Below are 17,947 nucleotides of genomic sequence, written 5' to 3'. Positions count from 1 at the left end.
GCCGTCTTTCCTAAGAAAGACGGCTTTATTTTTATTTTACATTTAAATGATCTTTTAACTTAGTTGACAATTCTTGACGCGTTGCATCTGAAACTGCATAGTAGTAAATGCCGTTAATTTTTTCACCTTGACCGTCTACTTGTAGCTGCTCTACGTTATGACGAGCATCTTTATAGTTTGATTGAATTTGCTTCATATCGTCGAATGTAAGGTTTGTTCTAACATTTGTTCCAATGGCGTCTAAGATATTGCCGTAGTTTGCTAGTGATTGAACACTTGCTCCTTCTTCAATAACACCTTCAATAATTTGTCGCTGGCGCAGTTGACGTCCAAAATCTCCGCGAGGATCTTCTTTACGCATACGAGAGTAAGCAAGAGCTTCTTTCCCGTCTAGCGTAAGCTGGCCTTTTTTGAAGCTGTATCCATCATAATTAAAGTCTAAATCGTTGTTCACTGTCACGCCTCCAACTGCGTCAACAATGTCTTTAAAGCTTTCCATATTAACTTGTACATAATAATCAACCGGTACATCTAAGAATTTTTCAACTGTATTTACAGCCATATCGACACCGCCGAATGCATAGGCGTGATTGATTTTATCAGTCGTTCCTTTTCCAACAATCTCTGTGCGCGTATCACGAGGAATACTGACCATTTTCATCGATTGATCTTTTGGGTTCACTGTCATTAGAATTAATGAGTCAGAACGGCCGCGGTCTCCTGCACGCTGGTCCACTCCTAAAAGTAATATTGAAATAGGATCTTTGTCACTGAATGAAACTTTCTCAGATCTTTTCTCCGATACGTCACGTTTTAAAGGCTCATGAGTTTGGGTGAACGTTTTTTCGACAGAATGCCAAACACTGTAGGCGTAAGCACCTACACCAAGGATTAATAATAAGATAATACCCATAACGATTTTAAATGCTCTTTTTTTCTTCGGCTTTTTCCTTTTACGCTTGCGAGTTTGAGATTCTTCCATATTCATTGTCTCTTCCTTTGCTTAATATATTGATAAAATAAATGAAGTACCTATGTAAGCCATTATTCTTATCTTGAAAAAAATTATGCATCAAAATTACTGAAAAAATGACAAATTTAATCATTTCCATGCACTTACTTACAAATTATATTATAATAAGAGCAAAAAAGAAAGATATAGTAGGGGAGACAAATTATGAAAATTTGGATTAATATTCTAGCAGTCATCGTTTTTATTGCCGCACTTTCAGTTGGGAAAGTGTATTGGAACAACAAAGTGTCAGAACAATCTGTTTCCAGACCAACAAAAGTCGAAGCTTCTAGTAATGCAAGTAATGCAAAAACTACTTGGAAAGAACATGCTCAAAATCTTCCAGAATCTTTTAAAACTAAAATTCAAAAAGCTAAGCAAACCAAAACGCCGTTGAAGCTAGTTATTGTTGGGTCAGCACCGCAAGAAGAAGTAAAAGCTACGTGGGTCGAGCTGTTGAAGAAAAAAATTGAAGATACATATGGTTCTTCCTTAATCCAGGTTGAAGTCCGTGAATATAAGAATATGACAACCTTACAGTTCATCAAAAGCGATACATATAAAGAAATTGCCAAAGCAAGTCCGGATGTTTTGCTGTTTGAACCGTTTCTTTTAAATGATAACGGCGTAGTAGGTATTGAGAATACGTTAGACAATGTAGATATTATCTTGACGTACTTGAAACGTCAGAATGAACAGATGGTTACGATTCTTCAGCCGTCAGCTCCGGTTTATAAAGCAAATAATTACCCATCTGACGCCAAGGCATTAGAAGAGTATGCAAAAGAAAATGACTATGAATATATCAATCATTGGAAAGCATGGCCGGACTATCACTCAGAAAAGATTTCAGCTTATTTAACACAAGAGCCTGGTCAGCCTAATGACAAGGGAGAGCAGCTGTGGGCACAGTATTTAGAACACTATTTTACAAATTCTAAATCCAGCCAGTAAACAACAAGCCTAACCATTCGGTTAGGCTTGTTTGTTTTAAAAAGAAAAATACTTATAAAATGCATTTCAAGACAAAATAGGAGCTTGTAGGACATAAAATTTATACATAAGAAGCAATTTTCCTTTATGTAGAAAAGTCGGTAAGGTGTCTATGATATAATATAATTTATGGAATACTATCCATGATCTGAGGTATAGAAAGAGGAGAAAAAAAGAATGATAGATATATATACCAATATCTTGCCAAATGTGAACAGTGGTCCCAAAAGTGTAGAAGAGTTTTTAGAAATGGCAAACGTATTAGTGAAACAAGGAGTAACAGAAGTCGTAGCAGCCCCTCTTTATGACGGAAAAGATTCCAGCTATAAAGAAGGCGTGGATCTTGCTAATGAATGGTTAAGAAAATCTTCTATTTCGTTAAGCGTTTTACCAGGTCAAAAAGTAATTGCCTCTACCAATATGATTGTATCAAATGAAGAGTATTACACGATGACAATAAATGAAAATGAAAAATATATGTTTTTACACATTCCACAAGACGTGGAAATTGAAGTGTTAGAAAATATTGCTTATGAGCTTCAGCTAAAAGGTATTGTACCGGTTTTAAATGAGCCTGAGTGCCATTCATTATTTGTGGAGAATCCTCCGCACTTGTACAAGCTCGTAAAAAATGGAGCAGTCGTTCAGCTGTCTGCACAAAGTGTGCTGGGGGGCAACGGCAGTAAAGCTAAAAAAGCAGCTTATCAGTTCATTGATCACGGATTAGCACACGTTATTGCATCAGGTGTAAATCGTGAAAATTATCAGCAGTATGGCCTGCAAAAAGCTTATTCAGCCGTTTCTAAAAAATACGGCAACAGCAAGCTCTATCATTTCATGGAAAATGCTGAGGCTATTGCGAGTGGGAAGGCTGTTTATAAACAAGAGCCTGAACGCATCAAAAAAACAAAATTTCTAGGAATCTTTTAACTTTTCCCTTTGTACCCTGATTAACTTCTGTTTAATCAGGGTATTTGCATACAAAGACCTATTTAAATCCCTTCTTTTATCATCATTATTTGGAGTTATTTTACAAATTATGTTTGCGTTTTCACATAGAGTGATAGTAAAATATTGTTAGTTAAGTAGATGACAGGAAAGTACGCGGTTTTCCGGGGTTCGTGGTGGTAAATGTCGAGAAGAATACATAGTTTCACATTTAAAATCGTCGTAGAATAGAGCTATACAAAACGCAGGGAGGGAAATAAAGTGATTGATATTCATACGTACATATTGCCTAATATCGATAGCGGACCTGAGGAAGTAGACGGCTTTTTGAAGATGGCACGCTCCTTAGCGGATCAAGGTGTTCAGTCGGTTGTGGCGACGCCTCTTTATGATAGCGATCAAGAGTTTATGAAACACCATTTATTTCTCTATGTGAACGCAGCTAATGAATGGCTCACGAATTCATGTATTCCTCTTCAAGTATTACCAGGTCAGCTTGTCCCTTTATCGCCTCAACTTCTGCGAAACTATGAGCGAAATCAGCTTCTTACGCTTAATCACACCGATAAATATTTGTTTCTTTCACTGCCTGAATATGATATCTCACCTTATTTTGAAAAAACGCTGTATGATCTTCTCACAAAAGGCGTTGTGCCTATTCTACGTTCACCAGAATGTCATCCGATTTTCCGAGATCACCCTGAGCGTTTGTATGAGCTTGTTAAAAAAGGTGTACTTGTTCAGCTAAGCGCTGCTAGTATTCTCGGTTTAAACGGAAAAAAAGAAAGAAAAGCGGCCTGTACGTTTATTAAATACCGCTTAGCCCACGTGATTGCCTCTGGCGTTCATGCTCGCAATTACCACGACTATTCACTTTCAAAAGCGTATGATTACATTTCCGATATGTACGGTGCTTCAGAACTCTATTTTTTTATTGAAAATGCAGAGGCGATTATCGACGGTCGTCCGGTGCATCAATTAGAGCCTGAGCCGATGAAAAAATTTAGTTTATTTAAATTATTCAGCTGAAAACAAGGGACTTTTCCATAAAAATGGGAAAGTCCCTTGTTTTGTCTTTCTTTCATTGTGGTATGGAATAGAAACAACGTTAAAAGAAAGGAAGGCTGAATATGATAAAAACTACAGCTGGAAAAGCAGCTATGTCGGTATTAAAAGAATGGAAGATCGATCACATTTTCGGTATGCCGGGAGATTCAATCAATCATTTTATGGACAATCTGCGCAGTGAAAAAGATGAAATAGAGTTTATTCAAGTCCGTCACGAGGAAGTAGGAGCACTTGCGGCATCTTCTTACGCTAAAATCACGGGCAAAATCGGCGTGTGTCTGTCGATTGGAGGGCCGGGTGCGATTCATTTGTTAAACGGCTTATATGATGCCAAAGCAGACGGTGCACCGGTGCTGGTGCTAGCCGGACAGGTTCCACGTGCGAAGCTTGGCAATGAATCGTTTCAAGAAGTGAACTTAGAACGTGTTTTTGACGATGTGTCGGTGTTTAATCACCGAGTAGATTCGCCTGAATCGTTTCCGCATCTGCTGCAGCAAGCGATTCGAACGGCTTACGCGAAAAAAGGCGTCGCGGTTCTAGTCATTCCAGATGATATTCCGTCTTCAACGATTAAAATTGATGAAAAAACGCCAATTGCTAATGTGTCAAAATCAATTTCTCACAGTGACCCGGAAGATGTAGCTAAAGCGCTTCTAGCGATTAAATACGCAAAAAAACCGGTTATTTTAGCAGGAACGGGTGCCAAGCACGCCAAGCTTGAGTTAGCGCAGTTTGCGGAAAAAATTGCGGCGCCGATTATCTTTACGCTTCCGGGTAAAGGAATACTGCCTGATCATCATCCTTACAACTTAGGTCAGCTCGGGCAGATTGGTACAAAGCCGGCGTATGAAGCGATGGAAGAAACCGATTTGCTGATTATGATTGGAACTTCGTTTCCATATCGTGAGTTTTTACCAGATGGAGTCGAAGCAATACAGCTGGATTCTGATGCCACACAAATCGGCAGACGCTATCCTGTATCGATTGGATTAGTCGGAGACTCGAAAACGACGCTGTCGCAGCTTACGCATAATTTAGATTACCAAGAAAACCGCCGTTTCTTAGAAGAGTGTCAAGTTAATATGGAAAACTGGTGGAAACACGTAGAAAAAGAAGAAAACGAAGTGAGTACGCCAATCAAGCCGCAGCAAGTCATTCCTAAGCTTCAAAAAATCGTCGATGATGATGCGATTGTATCTGTTGATGTCGGGAACGTAACGGTATGGATGGCGAGACATTTCCGCATGACGAATCAAAAATTTGTGATTTCAAGCTGGCTGGCAACGATGGGCTGCGGACTTCCGGCTGCGATTGCAGGAAAGCTTGCTCATCCTGAAAAACAATCGGTAGCCGTGTGCGGTGACGGAGGCTTTACGATGGTCATGCAAGATTTTGTGACGGCTGTGAAGTACAAGCTGCCAATTGTTGTAGTCGTTCTTAATAACAGTGAAATCGGGATGATTAAATATGAACAAGCCATTCAAGGTCACTTGGATTACCAAACGCAGCTTGGTGAGATGAACTTTGCGAAGTTCGCTGAATCATGCGGAGGAATTGGCTACCGCGTTGAAAAACACGAGGAGCTCGAAACAGCGTTTGAAAAAGCAGCGCTTGCGAATGTTCCTGTTGTGATTGATGTTGTTATTGCGGATGAACCGCCGCTTCCAGGCAAAATTTCATTCGGACAAGCAGCCAATTATTCGAAGCACATCATGAAAAAGTTCTTCAAAGAACATGAGCTCGAAATGCCGCCGCTTCGTAAAGGACTAAGCAGAATGCTTTAATCAGTGACTCTCCGTATAGGAGAGTCTTTTTAGGAGGGATATCATGGGAGTGTTTGAAATCATTTTACTTATTTTTGGTGCGGTCATGATGCTTGTGATTGTAGTGCCGGTTATTATCGCTATTATTCTTTGGTTGAAAGATGAAAAACAAGAAGAGCATTCGGTTTTGAGAAACTATCCGCTCCTCGGGAAAATGCGCTATATTTTTGAGAAAATGGGGCCTGAACTGCGTCAGTATTTATTTTTAAATAATAACGAAGGCAAGCCGTTTTCTAGAAATCAATATGAACAAACCGTTAAGTCAGGTAAATATCTAAACCGGATGATGGGATTTGGTTCAGAGCGTGATTTTAGCGAACCGGGATACTATATTCGTAATGCGGTATTTCCAAAGCAGCGCGACGAAATGAAAGCGGATAATACGCAAAAAATTAAAACGAAAGTATATAAAATGGACGCCGATAACTTATTCAGCCGAAGAGAGCACCGAGAAGAAAAAGAAGCGGATCCGTTTTATTTGCGGGATGAAGAAGCGGTTGTTATAGGTCCTTCATGCAAAAAGCCGTTTGTTGTAAAAGGATTAATCGGTCAATCCGGAATGAGCTTTGGAGCGCTTGGTGACCACGCGATTACCGCTTTATCACTAGGATTAGGACGTGCAGGCGGCACGTGGATGAACACGGGAGAAGGCGGACTGTCACCGTATCATTTAAAAGGAAACGTCGATATCATTTTTCAAATTGGGCCAGGGCTTTTTGGCGTTCGAACAAAAGAAGGCGAATTTTCATGGGAAGAATTTAAAAAGAAAAGTGAAATGAAGCAAATCAAAGCGTTTGAAATTAAGCTCGCTCAAGGAGCTAAAACGCGAGGCGGTCACGTAGACGGTTCAAAAGTAACGGAAGAAATCGCTGAAATCCGCAACTTAAAGCCAGGAGAATCGGTAGACAGCCCAAACCGCTTTAAAGAGTTTGCGTCGTATCCTGAAATGTTCCAGTTTATTGAAAAACTTCGAGATGTGGGCGGCAAGCCAGTAGGCATTAAAATGGTTGTCGGAAACACAAATGATCTTGAAGAAATGGCGGCTTATATGAAAGAGACGGGAAGCGGTCCTGATTTTATTACGATCGACGGAGCAGAAGGCGGAACAGGCGCATCGTTTCAAGAATTAGCCGACGGAGCGGGCGTACCTTTGTTTTCAGGACTTCCTTTTGTGGATGAACTGCTTAAAAAGTATGGCGTTCGTGATGAAGTAAAACTTTTTGCATCGGGAAAGCTGTTAACGGCAGATAAAATTGCGACGGCTTTATCGCTAGGTGCTGACTGCGTTAATATTGCCAGAGGCTTTATGTTTTCCGTTGGCTGTATTCAAGCGCAGGTTTGTCACAATAACCGTTGTCCGGTAGGAGTAGCGACAACGGATCCAAAGCTGCAAAAAGCGCTTATTATTGAAGAAAAGTCATACCGCGTGTGCAACTACGTGCTGTCATTACGTGAAGGATTGTTTAATTTAGCCGCAGCTGCCGGTATTGATTCGCCAACGAAGTTTTCAAAGAAACACGTGGTGTTCAAAAACAGCAGCGGACAGTTAGCTGATATTTCCGTGAAAGAAAAGATGTACGTATAAAAAAGCTGCCGATTGGCAGCTTTTTTATTGTCTTCGCTGAAGCAAATGCAGGCAAAACTCTAAGTCTTTTTGAAGGTGCTCTTGCATTAGCGCTGCCGCTTTTTCAGCATTACGTTCTTTAATAGCGTTATAAATGTCTTCGTGTTCGTCAATTAAAAACGGACGGTTGTAAAATACGACCGTATGACGGAATAAGTAAATGATCGACTGCATGCGGTCGATGATATTAATCATGACGTCATTGTTGCTTGCGTTCACAATAATGGCGTGGAAACGTTCATTTGCACTCATAATTTCTTCAAACGAGCCGTTTCTTCCGGTGTCTACGCATTCCTTTAATTCCTCTAATTCGCTGTCAGATAAAAAAGTTGCCGCGGCTTTAGAAGCTGATCCTTCTAGCAGCATTCGCACTTCAAACAAGTTGCGTAGATCTTTTTCTGTCGGCGACACCACTTTTTTTCGAACAATCAGTCCTTCATATTCTAAGCGTCTAATGGAATCACGAATCGGCGTTCGGCTGAATCCAAGCTCGCTCGCTAATTTTTCTTCGACGATTTTTGTACCGCCTTCAAGCTCACCGTTTAAAATTTTATCTCGAATCATCTCATAAGAAGGGTGATGAGACGAACGAGAACCTTGATTTCTTAACATACTCTACTTCACCTCTAGCATTCGACACGAGGAAATCTCGTCTCTTTCTCTCTTTATTTTTTATCATTTTGTACGCGTATACCCAAATCATACTATAACTTGTGAAAAGGTGGGACGGAAAATTTCGGTTTTGGAAATAAATTTCATTAAAAAAAAGGCTAGACAAATAAATAAAATGCGAATATGATGAGTGTATACAAAATTATCAGAAATGTATACAAAAAATATTTTAACGTATACATTCTTTTTTAAAACGTATTTGAAAACGTATACAACAAGGGGAGGAAACGAAAATGACAAAACGCGTTGGATTTATTGGACTTGGAATTATGGGAAAACCGATGACACTCAATTTATTAAAAGCAGGTTTTGAGGTAACGGTTTACGATATTAATAAAGCAGCAGTAGAAGAAGTGAAAGCAGCAGGAGGATTTGGAGCAGAAAGCCTTGCTGAAGTTGCAGTGAACAGCGACGTGATGATCACGATGCTTCCGGCTTCACATCATGTAAAAAGCGTAGTACTTGGAGAAGAAGGGTTGATTCATAGCGCCAAAGAAGGAAGCGTTATCATCGATATGAGTTCCATTTCACCGGTAGCATCAAAAGAAATTGCAGCTGAACTTGTACAAAAAGGAATTCACATGCTAGACGCTCCGGTTAGCGGAGGAGAACCTAAAGCAATTGACGGCACGCTTGCAATTATGGTCGGGGGAAATGAACACGTATTTGAAAGCGTTTCACCTATTCTTCATGCGATGGGAGCAGAAATAACGCTTGTTGGAGACAACGGAAGCGGCGTAACAGCTAAGCTTGCAAACCAAGTGATTGTAAACTTAAACATTGCAGCGATGTCTGAAGCACTTGTACTAGCAGCCAAAGCAGGCATTGACGTTGAAAAAATGTATCAGGCGATTCGCGGCGGATTAGCAGGAAGCGCTGTATTAGATGCAAAAGTACCGCTTATTTTAGACCGCAACTTTGTAGCAGGCGGACGCATTGATATTAACTTAAAAGATATGACAAACGTGATGGAAACGGCTCATGACATTGGCGTACCGCTTCCGCTTTCAAGTCAGCTTGTGGAAATTTTCCATGCGTTAAAAGTAGACGGAAAAGCAAGCGATGATCACGGCGGAATTGTACAGTACTATGAAAAGTTAGCAAACGTTGAAGTGAAAAAGAAGGTGGAAGCATGATTAAACAGCAGGAAAAACGTCTTGTAAGCGACGTGTTTAAAAAAATTCCAGCGGTCGATGAAGCACTTGTACAAAAAATGCTTGACGAAGAGCTGCTGACGTTTAATCAAAAAATCATTGTGCTAGATGATGATCCAACGGGTGTTCAAACCGTTAACGGCATTTCCGTGTACACAGACTGGAGCAAAGACAGCATCAAGCAAGGATTTTTAGAAGAAAACTCCATGTTTTTTATTTTAACAAATTCTCGCGGATTTACCGCTTCTGAAACGGAAAAAGCCCACGCGGACATTGCCGCTGTTATTACAGAAGTAGCGGCTGAAGTAGATAAAGAGTTTTTAATTATCAGCAGAGGTGATTCGACTCTTCGCGGTCACTATCCGTTAGAAACAGAAGTGTTAAAGAAAACGGTTGAACAGCACTCCAACCAAGTGCTCCACGGCGAAGTGATCTTTCCTTTCTTTAAAGAAGGCGGACGCTTCACAGTTGATAACATTCACTACGTGCAAGATGAAGACTACTTAGTACCGGCGGGAGAAACGGAGTTTGCAAAAGACCGTACGTTTGGCTACAGCAAGTCTCATTTAGGCGAGTGGGTAGAAGAAAAGTCAGAAGGAAAATTCAAAGCAAGTCATACGACGTATATTTCGCTCGAAAACATTCGTGCACTTGATTTAGTGACGATTACAAATCAGTTAATGGAAGTGAAAGACTTTAACAAAGTGATCGTGAACGCAGTGGATTATGTAGACGTGAAAGTTGTGACGATTGCACTTCTTCGCGCGATGAAGCTTGGAAAGCATTTTATGTATCGAAGCGCTGCGGCTCTAACAAAAGTAATGGGCGGCGTGAGCGATAAAGACCTTTTAACAAAAGAAGAGCTCATTAAAGAAAAGTCATCAAACGGCGGATTAATTATGGTTGGTTCGCATGTTAAAAAAACAACAGAGCAGTTAGAAGAATTAAAGAAATGCAGCTTCATTGAATTTATTGAATTTGATTGTCATCTTGTCTTAGAACCTGAAAAGTTTGAAGAAGAAGTGAATCGTATTATCAATGAAGCAGAGAAGCTTATTTCACAAGGTCAAACGGTAGCTGTGTATACAAGACGCGAGCGCTTAGATCTTGGCGAAGGCAAAAAAGAAGAAGAGCTTAAATTATCGGTAAAAATTTCAGATGCGGTTACAAGCATTGTTCGCCGCTTAAACGTTCGTCCAAACTTTATTGTCGCAAAAGGCGGCATTACGTCAAGCGATATCGGCGTAAACGGCTTATCCGTAAAGCGCGCGACGGTTGCTGGACAAATCAAACCCGGCATTCCGGTATGGGTAACGGGAGAGGAAAGCAAGTTTCCGGGCATTGCGTACATCATTTTCCCTGGAAACGTTGGAGCCAAAACAACGCTTCGTGAAACGGTTGAGTTATTAAGTAAATAAGCAGAAGTGAACGTACGAGGTGCGTTCACTTTAGAAAATATTTGAAAGCGTATACATTATTTGGATGTACGTACATGAAAAATGGTCACACTAAGGGGATGAACATATGAATTCAGTATTCGGATTAAGTCATGAAGCAAGTCTTTTGCTGTATGCAATTGTATCGATTGTTGGACTTATCTTTTTAATTGCTAAGTTTAAAACAAATCCGTTCGTAGCGCTAATTCTCGCGGCTTTGTTTATGGGTCTTATTTCAGGAATGAAGCTGCCTGATATCGTAACGGCTTTTCAAGAAGGAGTAGCGAGCGTCTTAGGATTTATCGCGATTGTTCTTGGTCTTGGAACGATGTTAGGTAAAATGATGGCAGAGTCAGGCGGAGCCGAGCGTATTGCCCGCACGTTAATTAAAGTATTCGGTGAAAAGAACGTACACTGGGCAATGATGGTTGTAGCCGTTATTTGCGGTATCCCGGTCTTTTTCCAAGTTGGTGTTGTGTTATTAATTCCGCTTGTGTTTGTAATTGCCAAGCATACGGGTACGTCACTTATTAAAATCGGTTTATCATTAATTGCCGGTTTAGCCGTTGTTCACAGTTTGGTACCTCCGCATCCGGCAGCGATGCTAGCGGTGGATATCTTTAAAGCAGATTTAGGTAAAACGATTTTGTATTCATTAGTTGTGGCATTTCCAGCTGCAGCCGTAGCGGGTCCGATTTACGGATCGTTCATTTCACGCCGTGTTCACGTAGAGCCAACGGGTGAAATTATGGAGCAGTTCACAGAGTCGAAGCATAAAGATCTTCCTAGCTTCGGAATTACGTTATTCACGATTTTACTACCGGTACTATTAATGCTTTTAGCAACGATCACCGGGTTTGTTTATCCAGAAACAAGTACGATTCGCTACGTAACAAACTTTATCGGAAGTCCAATCGTAGCGCTATTGATTTCGCTAGTGTTTGCTTTTTATTCGTTCGGTTTTGCAAGAGGATACAACAAAGATGATTTATTGAAATTCACAAACGAATGTCTTGGACCTGTTGCTTCGATCATTCTAATCATCGGTGCAGGCGGCGGGTTTAATAAAATTTTAACAGCAAGCGGTGTAGGTGACGCGATTGCAGGATTTGCTCAAGATGCACATCTTTCTCCTATCGTACTTGCATTTGTGATTGCCGGGTTAATTCGTGCAGCAGTTGGTTCAGCAACAGTAGCAATGACAACAGCAGCAGGTATTGTAGCACCAATTGCAGCAACAATGCCAAACGTAAGCCCAGAGCTGTTAGTACTAGCAACGGGCGCAGGTTCTGTGATGCTATCGCACGTAAATGATTCTGGCTTCTGGTTAATCAAAGAATTCTTTAATATGTCAGTGGCACAAACGTTAAAAACGTGGACAGTGATGGAAACGATTCTATCGTTTGCGGCGTTTGCAATGGTTCTTATTTTAGACATTTTTATTTAAAAGAAAAGCGCTGGTTTCAGCGCTTTTTTCTTTGGGTATGAAATATATTCAAAATATTTCAAATAATGAGAAAAAATACTAGATTTTCCTCATTTCGATAGTATAGAATAGTTATAAAGTAGCAAAAGGGGGTAGATGTATGACAAATGTTGAAAATTATCAAATTGGTTTGACGACAAAAGCATTAATTCCAGTGAATGATCCTATTCACCGCACAAAGGTGCTGGATGCAGCAGGAGAATACATGCTAAGCAAGACGTGTAAGCAATTATTAGAAGAAGCGTGCATTCGAGAATTAAGTACGTTTAAGGGGTCCATTGCCGCCGTTAGAAAAATGTTTCCGTACAAACAGCTTACGCCGCTTGTTATTAATCGTTCACAAGCCATCATTGCGTTTCCAACGTCTTCGCCAAATGACTATAACTGCGCCTGGATTTTTGCCTCTCATGTTCATACTTCACATACGCTTGCTTCAGTTCATTCACCCTCTATGCTGATTTACTTCAAAGACGGAACGTTCATTCCAGTGAAGCTTTCTTATTATAGTTTAGAAAAAAAGCTGGCCAGAGCGGCTGTTATTCGCAATTATTGTTTAGAAAGTCCGCTTGTCTTGGCATAATGCGTTCGATTTATGGAACAAACTTGTCCTACATATGAACAATCATTTAGACTACACATGTGTACTAAAGGAGGAAGCTTATCATAAGCTTCCTCCTTTTCTTACTCTCTAAGAAGTGAGGCCTTTAGCTTTTTGCGAGCTGCTTTCCCCCAGTTTTTAACGGCTCCCGTGGAGACTCCGTATTTATAGGCAATATCTTTATACGAGTAGCCTTCTAGCAGATGTTCGATTACATAGATTTTTTCTCTTCCCGTTAAGTGTTCGATATGCTGCTTGATGATTTCACTTTCTAGCGGAACGGGAAGAGCGGGATCTTCGTTTAGTGAAAGCAGGTTCTGTTCAGCCGGTGTTTCACGTTCTTCGTATAAAATGGTGCCTTTTAAATGAGAAAGGATCGTACCCCGCACGGTTGTGTAGGCATAAGCAGAAAAAGATCCTTTGTTTTCATCAAATTTTTGATACGCTCTCCATAAACCAATCAACGCAATTTGATAATATTCGTCGTAGTCTTTGTAAATATGAAATTTTTTAATCATCGACACAATTAATGGATGAAAAGATGAAGCGATTTGATCAAACGAGCTTTTTTGCATGCAGCATTCCTTTTTCAAAAACGCGTTTTTGCTGTATTCCGCCGGTATCTCTACTGTACAAGGGGAAGATCACATGTGCGAATGAACGTACATTATGTTTTCTTTTTAAGAAACGTGACGTAATTTCCCCGGAAACTTCACGTTTCGCTAGGAAATATGCGAAGTATACGTGTATTTGTAGAGATTTTACGTACGAAAGGTCCCCCATTCCAAATTCTACTAATCTATAATTATTTTTATATCGATGTAGCAACTCTACCATCACGGAAGAGCGGTGATGATAGAGTTGCTAGACCTATCCGGATGAGTCCTTTGAGGGGATATTCGCAGGAGCTACTAATTTTGAGTTCTTCTTTATGAAAGCAATTTGCTGAGATTGTAAGAAGAACTTGTAAAGGGGAGATTGAATGAAGGCGATGGTTGGGGTAAATGTGGCGGCGGCTGTTTTGTGCGGGGCGGTGATGTATGCGGGGACGCAGCACTGGCAGGAGCAAACGGAAGCGCAGGCAAGTGAAGTAAAAACTGCTGTTGTACATAAAGAAAAACAGTTTTCCGATGTATCTGCTTATACAAAAAATCTTCCAGACTTTATCACAAAGCAAATCCAGTCATCTATCGCAAATAAAAAGCCTCTGTTTCTTGTAATTGCCACATCCGCAGAAGAAACAGGGTGGCCTCAGCAATTAAAAAAAGAGCTAGCAGCTACATATGGAAGTGATGTATTTACGGTTAAAATACTTTCATACGGCAGTCAAACAACGGATGAGCTTTTATCCTCACATATTGCCGATCAAATTGATCAACTTCAGCCAAACATTATTTTGTTTGAAGCACCTCTTAAAAATGACTATCAGCACCTCACGCTAGATGAGACGCTTGAAAATACAGACAAGCTGATTCATCAGCTCAAAGACTTGAAAAAAACCCTTATGATTCAGCCGTCACAGCCATATATTTCACAAACGGAGTCCTATGAAGAAGGGGTAGAAGCGATCAGGGGAGTCTCTGAAGCAAACTGGGTATATTATATGAATCACTCGCTTATTTGGCCCTTTCATTTAGGAGAGTATATAAATAAAGACAGCGGTAATTTAACGAAAAAAGGAAATGAGGTGTGGGGAGAGTACGTTGTGAATTGGTTTACGGGAAAATAAAAAAACAAGCCCTATTTGAAAAGGAATAGGGCTTGTTTTTTATAATTTTATTAGATTATGACTTTTCCTCGTTTTATAGTAGTAGCTTTTTGTATCTCTACACTTATAAAGCTTAAAGCCGAAGATTTCTAAAGGAGTCCAAAGTTTTTTAATGTTTACGAGTGGCATTTTAATTCTCCGTTCTGTTCTTTATAAAGGTCTATATATTCATTATAAAGAATACGAGAGTAATAGTAAATACTATAAAGAACGGTTTGTTTAAAAAATTCTTTATAAAGAACTTTAGAGTTTTTATTTTTGGCTTATCAGCATTCAGGAGTGATTTTTATCATAGCTCCGGTTATTTATTCTTGCTACATTAATGTTGTGAAAAAAATCACAAAATAAAATGCAAAGGATGATCTCAATTAAAACGTAATTAGACCACTTATTTTTTTTGCTTGTCGTTAAAGCAATGGAATCGCATACATACCGTAACTGTGTTAGATAATCTAACACATAAGTTGAACGATTCAGAAAATTCATATATCTTAAGTATATCTTTAAAGATGCATAGAAAATATATCTTTGAAACAAGCAGGTATAGACGCCAGGGGAGGAATGGAAGATGCAAAAAAAGAAACTCGTATTGATTGGAAATGGAATGGCTGGAGTTCGAGCGATTGAAGAAGTATTGAAGGTTTCAAGCGAAGCGTTTGAAATTACGATTTTCGGAAGCGAGCCGCATCCGAACTATAATCGTATTTTACTATCAAAAGTGCTGCAAGGAGATACGAATGTTGAAGACATTACGTTAAACGATTGGAACTGGTATCAAGAAAACAATATTACATTATATACGGGCGAAACGGTTACTAGTATCGATTCAGTGAAAAAAGAAGTAGCGACAAACAGCGGCAGAGTAGAATCGTATGATGAGTTGATTTTAGCAACGGGCTCTCTTCCTTTTATTCTTCCGATTCCAGGGTCTGATAAAAAAGGAGTTACGGCTTTTCGAGATATAAAAGACACGGATGAAATGCTGCAGGCTTCTCAGCAGTATAAAAAAGCAGCGGTTATTGGAGGAGGACTCCTTGGATTAGAAGCAGCGCGCGGACTGTTAAATTTGGGGATGGACGTATCTGTGATTCATTTAGCTCCGTATTTAATGGAACGTCAGCTTGATCCAACAGCCGGCAAATTGCTTCAAAATGAATTAGAAAAACAAGGCATGAAGTTTTTGCTTGAAAAACAAACGGCGGAAATCGTCGGCGATGAGCGAGTTGAAGGATTATCTTTTAAAGATGGGACGTTTTTAGACGCTGATTTAGTCGTGATGGCCGTTGGAATTAAGCCAAATGTTCAGCTTGCAAAAGAAGCGGGACTTAACGTAAATCGAGGAATTGTTGTAAATGACTATATGCAAACGGATATTCCAAACATCTACGCGGTTGGAGAATGTGCAGAGCATAGAGGAATGGTATACGGGCTGGTGGCACCTCTGTATGAACAAGGAAAAGCATTAGCAAAAGCGATTTGCGGGGCAGAAAAAGTTCCTTATGAAGGGTCAGTTTTATCCACGCAGCTAAAAGTATCAGGTGTTGAAGTGTTCTCCGCGGGAGACTTCATGGAAGATGAAGAGAAAAAAGCGATCAAAGTGTTTGATGAACAAGACGGCATTTATAAAAAGCTTGTTTTGCGAGGCAATCAAATTGTAGGAGCTGTTCTTTTTGGAGAAAGCAGCGACGGAAATCGACTGTTTTCAATGATTCAAAAGCAAGAAGATGTATCCGATGTCGCAAAAGTGTCGATTTTACAGCCATCTGGAGGTAACGCGGGTGAAAGCTTAGTAGCAAGCATGAGCGCCGATGATATTATTTGCGGCTGTAACGGCGTAACAAAAGGTACGATTGTGGAAGCTATCCAAAAGCAAGGATGCTCATCGGTTGATGAAATCAAAGCTTGTACAAGTGCCTCTCGCTCCTGCGGAGGATGTAAACCGCTTGTAGCGGAAGTGCTTCAGCATACTCTTGGCGCTGACTTTGACGCGGCGATTCAAAAAGAAGCGATTTGCGGCTGTACGACTCTTTCACGAGATGAAGTTGTCGAAGAAATCAAAGCAAAAGGCCTTTCGCATACGCGTGAAGTGATGAATGTACTTGGCTGGAATAATGAAGAAGGCTGTTCGAAATGCCGTCCGGCGCTAAACTATTATTTAGGTATGGTGAATCCAACCGGATACGTTGATGAACGCGAATCACGATTTGTGAATGAACGCATGCACGCAAATATTCAAAAAGACGGCACGTATTCTGTTGTTCCTCGCATGTACGGAGGCGTTACAAATGCAGAAGATTTGCGAAAAATTGCCGATGTTGTTGATAAATATGAAATTCCGCTCGTAAAAGTGACGGGTGGTCAGCGTCTTGATTTGTTTGGTGTTAAAAAAGAAGATTTGCCTAGCGTATGGGAAGAGTTAGATATGCCTTCTGGCTACGCGTACGGTAAGTCGCTGCGGACCGTGAAAACATGCGTCGGCGAACAGTTTTGCCGTTTTGGCACGCAGGATTCAATGGGCGTTGGAATTGCGCTTGAGAAAAAATTTGAAGGACTATGGACGCCTCATAAAGTGAAAATGGCTGTATCTGCTTGTCCGAGAAGCTGTGCTGAGTCAGGTATTAAAGATATTGGCTTTATTGGAATCGACGGCGGCTGGGAAATTTACGTGGGCGGAAATGGAGGTACGCATCTTCGCGGCGGAGATTTATTGTATAAAGTAAAAACAGACGAAGAATTGATGGACATTACAGGAGCTTATTTGCAGTATTACCGGGAAACGGCTAATTACTTAGAGCGTACGTCTGCATGGATTGAACGCATGGGACTGTCGCACATTCAGTCCGTGCTTGATGACGCTAAGACGAGAAGAGAGCTGAATATGCGTATGGACGAAGCGTTATCTACGTACCGTGATCCTTGGAAAGAAATCGTCGAAAGCAAAAAGACGAAAAAAGAGCTGTTCGAAACAGTTGTCACATCATAAAGCTGGGGGGAAATAAAGATGGTGAATAAAAACATTACAAAAGTATGCGTAGGGTCGATTCATGATTTTCCGGTAAGCCTAGGTAAAACAGTGAAAGTAAACGGAAAAGAAATTGCGGTGTTTAAGCTATCAAGCGGAAAAATCCGGGCAATTGAAAATCGCTGTCCGCATAAAGGCGGGGTGCTAAGTGAAGGAATTGTGAGCGGCGACTCGGTGTTTTGTCCGATGCACGACTGGAAAATTTGCTTGCATGACGGTAACGTACAAGAGCCTGACAGCGGATGTGTCGACACGTACGAAGCGTCTGTTGAAGGAGATTTGCTGTATCTTTTAATTGAAGAATAAGTACCGTGGCGCGTTGATTTTCAACGCGCCACAAAAA

At 40.5% G+C, this 17,947-nt stretch carries 15 protein-coding genes; 12 read left to right on the top strand and 3 right to left on the bottom strand.

Going from position 1 to position 17,947, the window contains the following annotated elements:
* Positions 1-31: 31 nt before the first annotated feature.
* On the bottom strand, positions 32-982 hold the full coding sequence (gene tagU, locus AC0KUU_RS14610) for a polyisoprenyl-teichoic acid--peptidoglycan teichoic acid transferase TagU (RefSeq protein WP_340598415.1): 951 nt from the start codon (positions 980-982) through the stop codon (positions 32-34).
* A 195-nt stretch (positions 983-1,177) separates the two neighbouring features.
* Here tagU and AC0KUU_RS14605 point away from each other — a divergent pair, with 195 nt between their 5' ends.
* The 5 genes from AC0KUU_RS14605 to AC0KUU_RS14585 all read left to right on the top strand — a co-directional run bounded on the left by AC0KUU_RS14605 (position 1,178) and on the right by AC0KUU_RS14585 (position 7,429).
* On the top strand, positions 1,178-1,966 hold the full coding sequence (locus tag AC0KUU_RS14605) for an SGNH/GDSL hydrolase family protein (RefSeq protein ID WP_340597859.1): 789 nt from the start codon (positions 1,178-1,180) through the stop codon (positions 1,964-1,966).
* A gap of 216 nt (positions 1,967-2,182) precedes the next feature.
* The gene (locus AC0KUU_RS14600; RefSeq protein ID WP_176344436.1) at positions 2,183-2,935 is read left to right on the top strand and encodes a CpsB/CapC family capsule biosynthesis tyrosine phosphatase; all 753 of its coding nucleotides are present in this window, start codon (positions 2,183-2,185) and stop codon (positions 2,933-2,935) included.
* 279 nt (positions 2,936-3,214) lie between these two features.
* Entirely contained in the window at positions 3,215-3,982 is a 768-nt protein-coding gene (locus AC0KUU_RS14595; protein ID WP_340597854.1) for a tyrosine-protein phosphatase, read from the top strand.
* 101 nt (positions 3,983-4,083) lie between these two features.
* Positions 4,084-5,805 carry a pyruvate oxidase gene (locus tag AC0KUU_RS14590; protein ID WP_043979824.1) on the top strand — a complete coding sequence of 574 codons (1,722 nt, stop codon included), beginning with the start codon at positions 4,084-4,086 and terminating at the stop codon, positions 5,803-5,805.
* Positions 5,806-5,848: 43 nt separating this feature from the next.
* Entirely contained in the window at positions 5,849-7,429 is a 1,581-nt protein-coding gene (locus tag AC0KUU_RS14585) for an FMN-binding glutamate synthase family protein (RefSeq protein ID WP_340597852.1), read from the top strand.
* Positions 7,430-7,453: 24 nt separating this feature from the next.
* Here the strand turns inward: AC0KUU_RS14585 and AC0KUU_RS14580 are convergent, their stop codons facing one another.
* Positions 7,454-8,080 (bottom strand): GntR family transcriptional regulator, encoded by a 627-nt coding sequence (locus AC0KUU_RS14580; RefSeq protein WP_340597850.1) that lies wholly within the window; start codon positions 8,078-8,080, stop codon positions 7,454-7,456.
* Between the two features lie 293 nt (positions 8,081-8,373).
* Here AC0KUU_RS14580 and garR point away from each other — a divergent pair, with 293 nt between their 5' ends.
* The 4 genes from garR to AC0KUU_RS14560 all read left to right on the top strand — a co-directional run bounded on the left by garR (position 8,374) and on the right by AC0KUU_RS14560 (position 12,796).
* On the top strand, positions 8,374-9,276 hold the full coding sequence (garR, locus tag AC0KUU_RS14575) for a 2-hydroxy-3-oxopropionate reductase (protein ID WP_340597848.1): 903 nt from the start codon (positions 8,374-8,376) through the stop codon (positions 9,274-9,276).
* Complete coding sequence (locus AC0KUU_RS14570; protein ID WP_340597846.1) at positions 9,273-10,712, top strand: four-carbon acid sugar kinase family protein; 1,440 nt, start codon at positions 9,273-9,275, stop codon at positions 10,710-10,712. Before garR ends, AC0KUU_RS14570 begins: the two co-directional genes overlap by 4 nt.
* A gap of 106 nt (positions 10,713-10,818) precedes the next feature.
* On the top strand, positions 10,819-12,177 hold the full coding sequence (locus AC0KUU_RS14565) for a GntT/GntP/DsdX family permease (RefSeq protein ID WP_340597844.1): 1,359 nt from the start codon (positions 10,819-10,821) through the stop codon (positions 12,175-12,177).
* Positions 12,178-12,316: 139 nt separating this feature from the next.
* Positions 12,317-12,796, top strand: coding sequence for a competence protein ComK (locus AC0KUU_RS14560; RefSeq protein WP_340597842.1), 480 nt, complete (start codon positions 12,317-12,319; stop codon positions 12,794-12,796).
* A gap of 101 nt (positions 12,797-12,897) precedes the next feature.
* On the opposite strand, the gene AC0KUU_RS14555 is transcribed toward AC0KUU_RS14560, so the two are convergent.
* Positions 12,898-13,389: a sigma-70 family RNA polymerase sigma factor gene (locus AC0KUU_RS14555; RefSeq protein WP_034271191.1), complete on the bottom strand. Its 492-nt coding sequence runs from the start codon at positions 13,387-13,389 to the stop codon at positions 12,898-12,900.
* 407 nt (positions 13,390-13,796) lie between these two features.
* Here AC0KUU_RS14555 and AC0KUU_RS14550 point away from each other — a divergent pair, with 407 nt between their 5' ends.
* The 3 genes from AC0KUU_RS14550 to nirD all read left to right on the top strand — a co-directional run bounded on the left by AC0KUU_RS14550 (position 13,797) and on the right by nirD (position 17,910).
* Positions 13,797-14,543, top strand: a complete 747-nt coding sequence (locus AC0KUU_RS14550) for an SGNH/GDSL hydrolase family protein (protein WP_340597840.1) — start codon at positions 13,797-13,799, stop codon at positions 14,541-14,543.
* Positions 14,544-15,150: 607 nt separating this feature from the next.
* Complete coding sequence (gene nirB, locus AC0KUU_RS14545) at positions 15,151-17,565, top strand: nitrite reductase large subunit NirB (RefSeq protein ID WP_340597839.1); 2,415 nt, start codon at positions 15,151-15,153, stop codon at positions 17,563-17,565.
* An 18-nt stretch (positions 17,566-17,583) separates the two neighbouring features.
* A complete protein-coding gene (gene nirD / locus AC0KUU_RS14540) occupies positions 17,584-17,910 on the top strand; it encodes a nitrite reductase small subunit NirD (protein WP_013055862.1) in 327 nt (108 codons plus the stop codon).
* Positions 17,911-17,947 lie beyond the last annotated feature (37 nt).

It is taken from the genome of Priestia sp. ST2 (assembly GCF_055810735.1).
The sequence above is the reverse complement of the archived record's forward strand: the minus strand, read 5'-3'. Positions and strand labels throughout refer to the sequence as shown.

Bases quoted from the DNA above. Each gene is read 5' to 3' on its own strand.
- tagU (WP_340598415.1), bottom strand. From the start codon at position 982: ATGGAAGAATCTCAAACTCGCAAGCGTAAAAGGAAAAAGCCGAAGAAA.
- AC0KUU_RS14605 (WP_340597859.1), top strand. From the start codon at position 1,178: ATGAAAATTTGGATTAATATTCTAGCAGTCATCGTTTTTATTGCCGCA.
- AC0KUU_RS14600 (WP_176344436.1), top strand. From the start codon at position 2,183: ATGATAGATATATATACCAATATCTTGCCAAATGTGAACAGTGGTCCC.
- AC0KUU_RS14590 (WP_043979824.1), top strand. From the start codon at position 4,084: ATGATAAAAACTACAGCTGGAAAAGCAGCTATGTCGGTATTAAAAGAA.
- AC0KUU_RS14585 (WP_340597852.1), top strand. From the start codon at position 5,849: ATGGGAGTGTTTGAAATCATTTTACTTATTTTTGGTGCGGTCATGATG.
- AC0KUU_RS14580 (WP_340597850.1), bottom strand. From the start codon at position 8,080: ATGTTAAGAAATCAAGGTTCTCGTTCGTCTCATCACCCTTCTTATGAG.
- garR (WP_340597848.1), top strand. From the start codon at position 8,374: ATGACAAAACGCGTTGGATTTATTGGACTTGGAATTATGGGAAAACCG.
- AC0KUU_RS14570 (WP_340597846.1), top strand. From the start codon at position 9,273: ATGATTAAACAGCAGGAAAAACGTCTTGTAAGCGACGTGTTTAAAAAA.
- AC0KUU_RS14565 (WP_340597844.1), top strand. From the start codon at position 10,819: ATGAATTCAGTATTCGGATTAAGTCATGAAGCAAGTCTTTTGCTGTAT.
- AC0KUU_RS14560 (WP_340597842.1), top strand. From the start codon at position 12,317: ATGACAAATGTTGAAAATTATCAAATTGGTTTGACGACAAAAGCATTA.
- AC0KUU_RS14555 (WP_034271191.1), bottom strand. From the start codon at position 13,389: ATGCAAAAAAGCTCGTTTGATCAAATCGCTTCATCTTTTCATCCATTA.
- AC0KUU_RS14550 (WP_340597840.1), top strand. From the start codon at position 13,797: ATGAAGGCGATGGTTGGGGTAAATGTGGCGGCGGCTGTTTTGTGCGGG.
- nirB (WP_340597839.1), top strand. From the start codon at position 15,151: ATGCAAAAAAAGAAACTCGTATTGATTGGAAATGGAATGGCTGGAGTT.
- nirD (WP_013055862.1), top strand. From the start codon at position 17,584: ATGGTGAATAAAAACATTACAAAAGTATGCGTAGGGTCGATTCATGAT.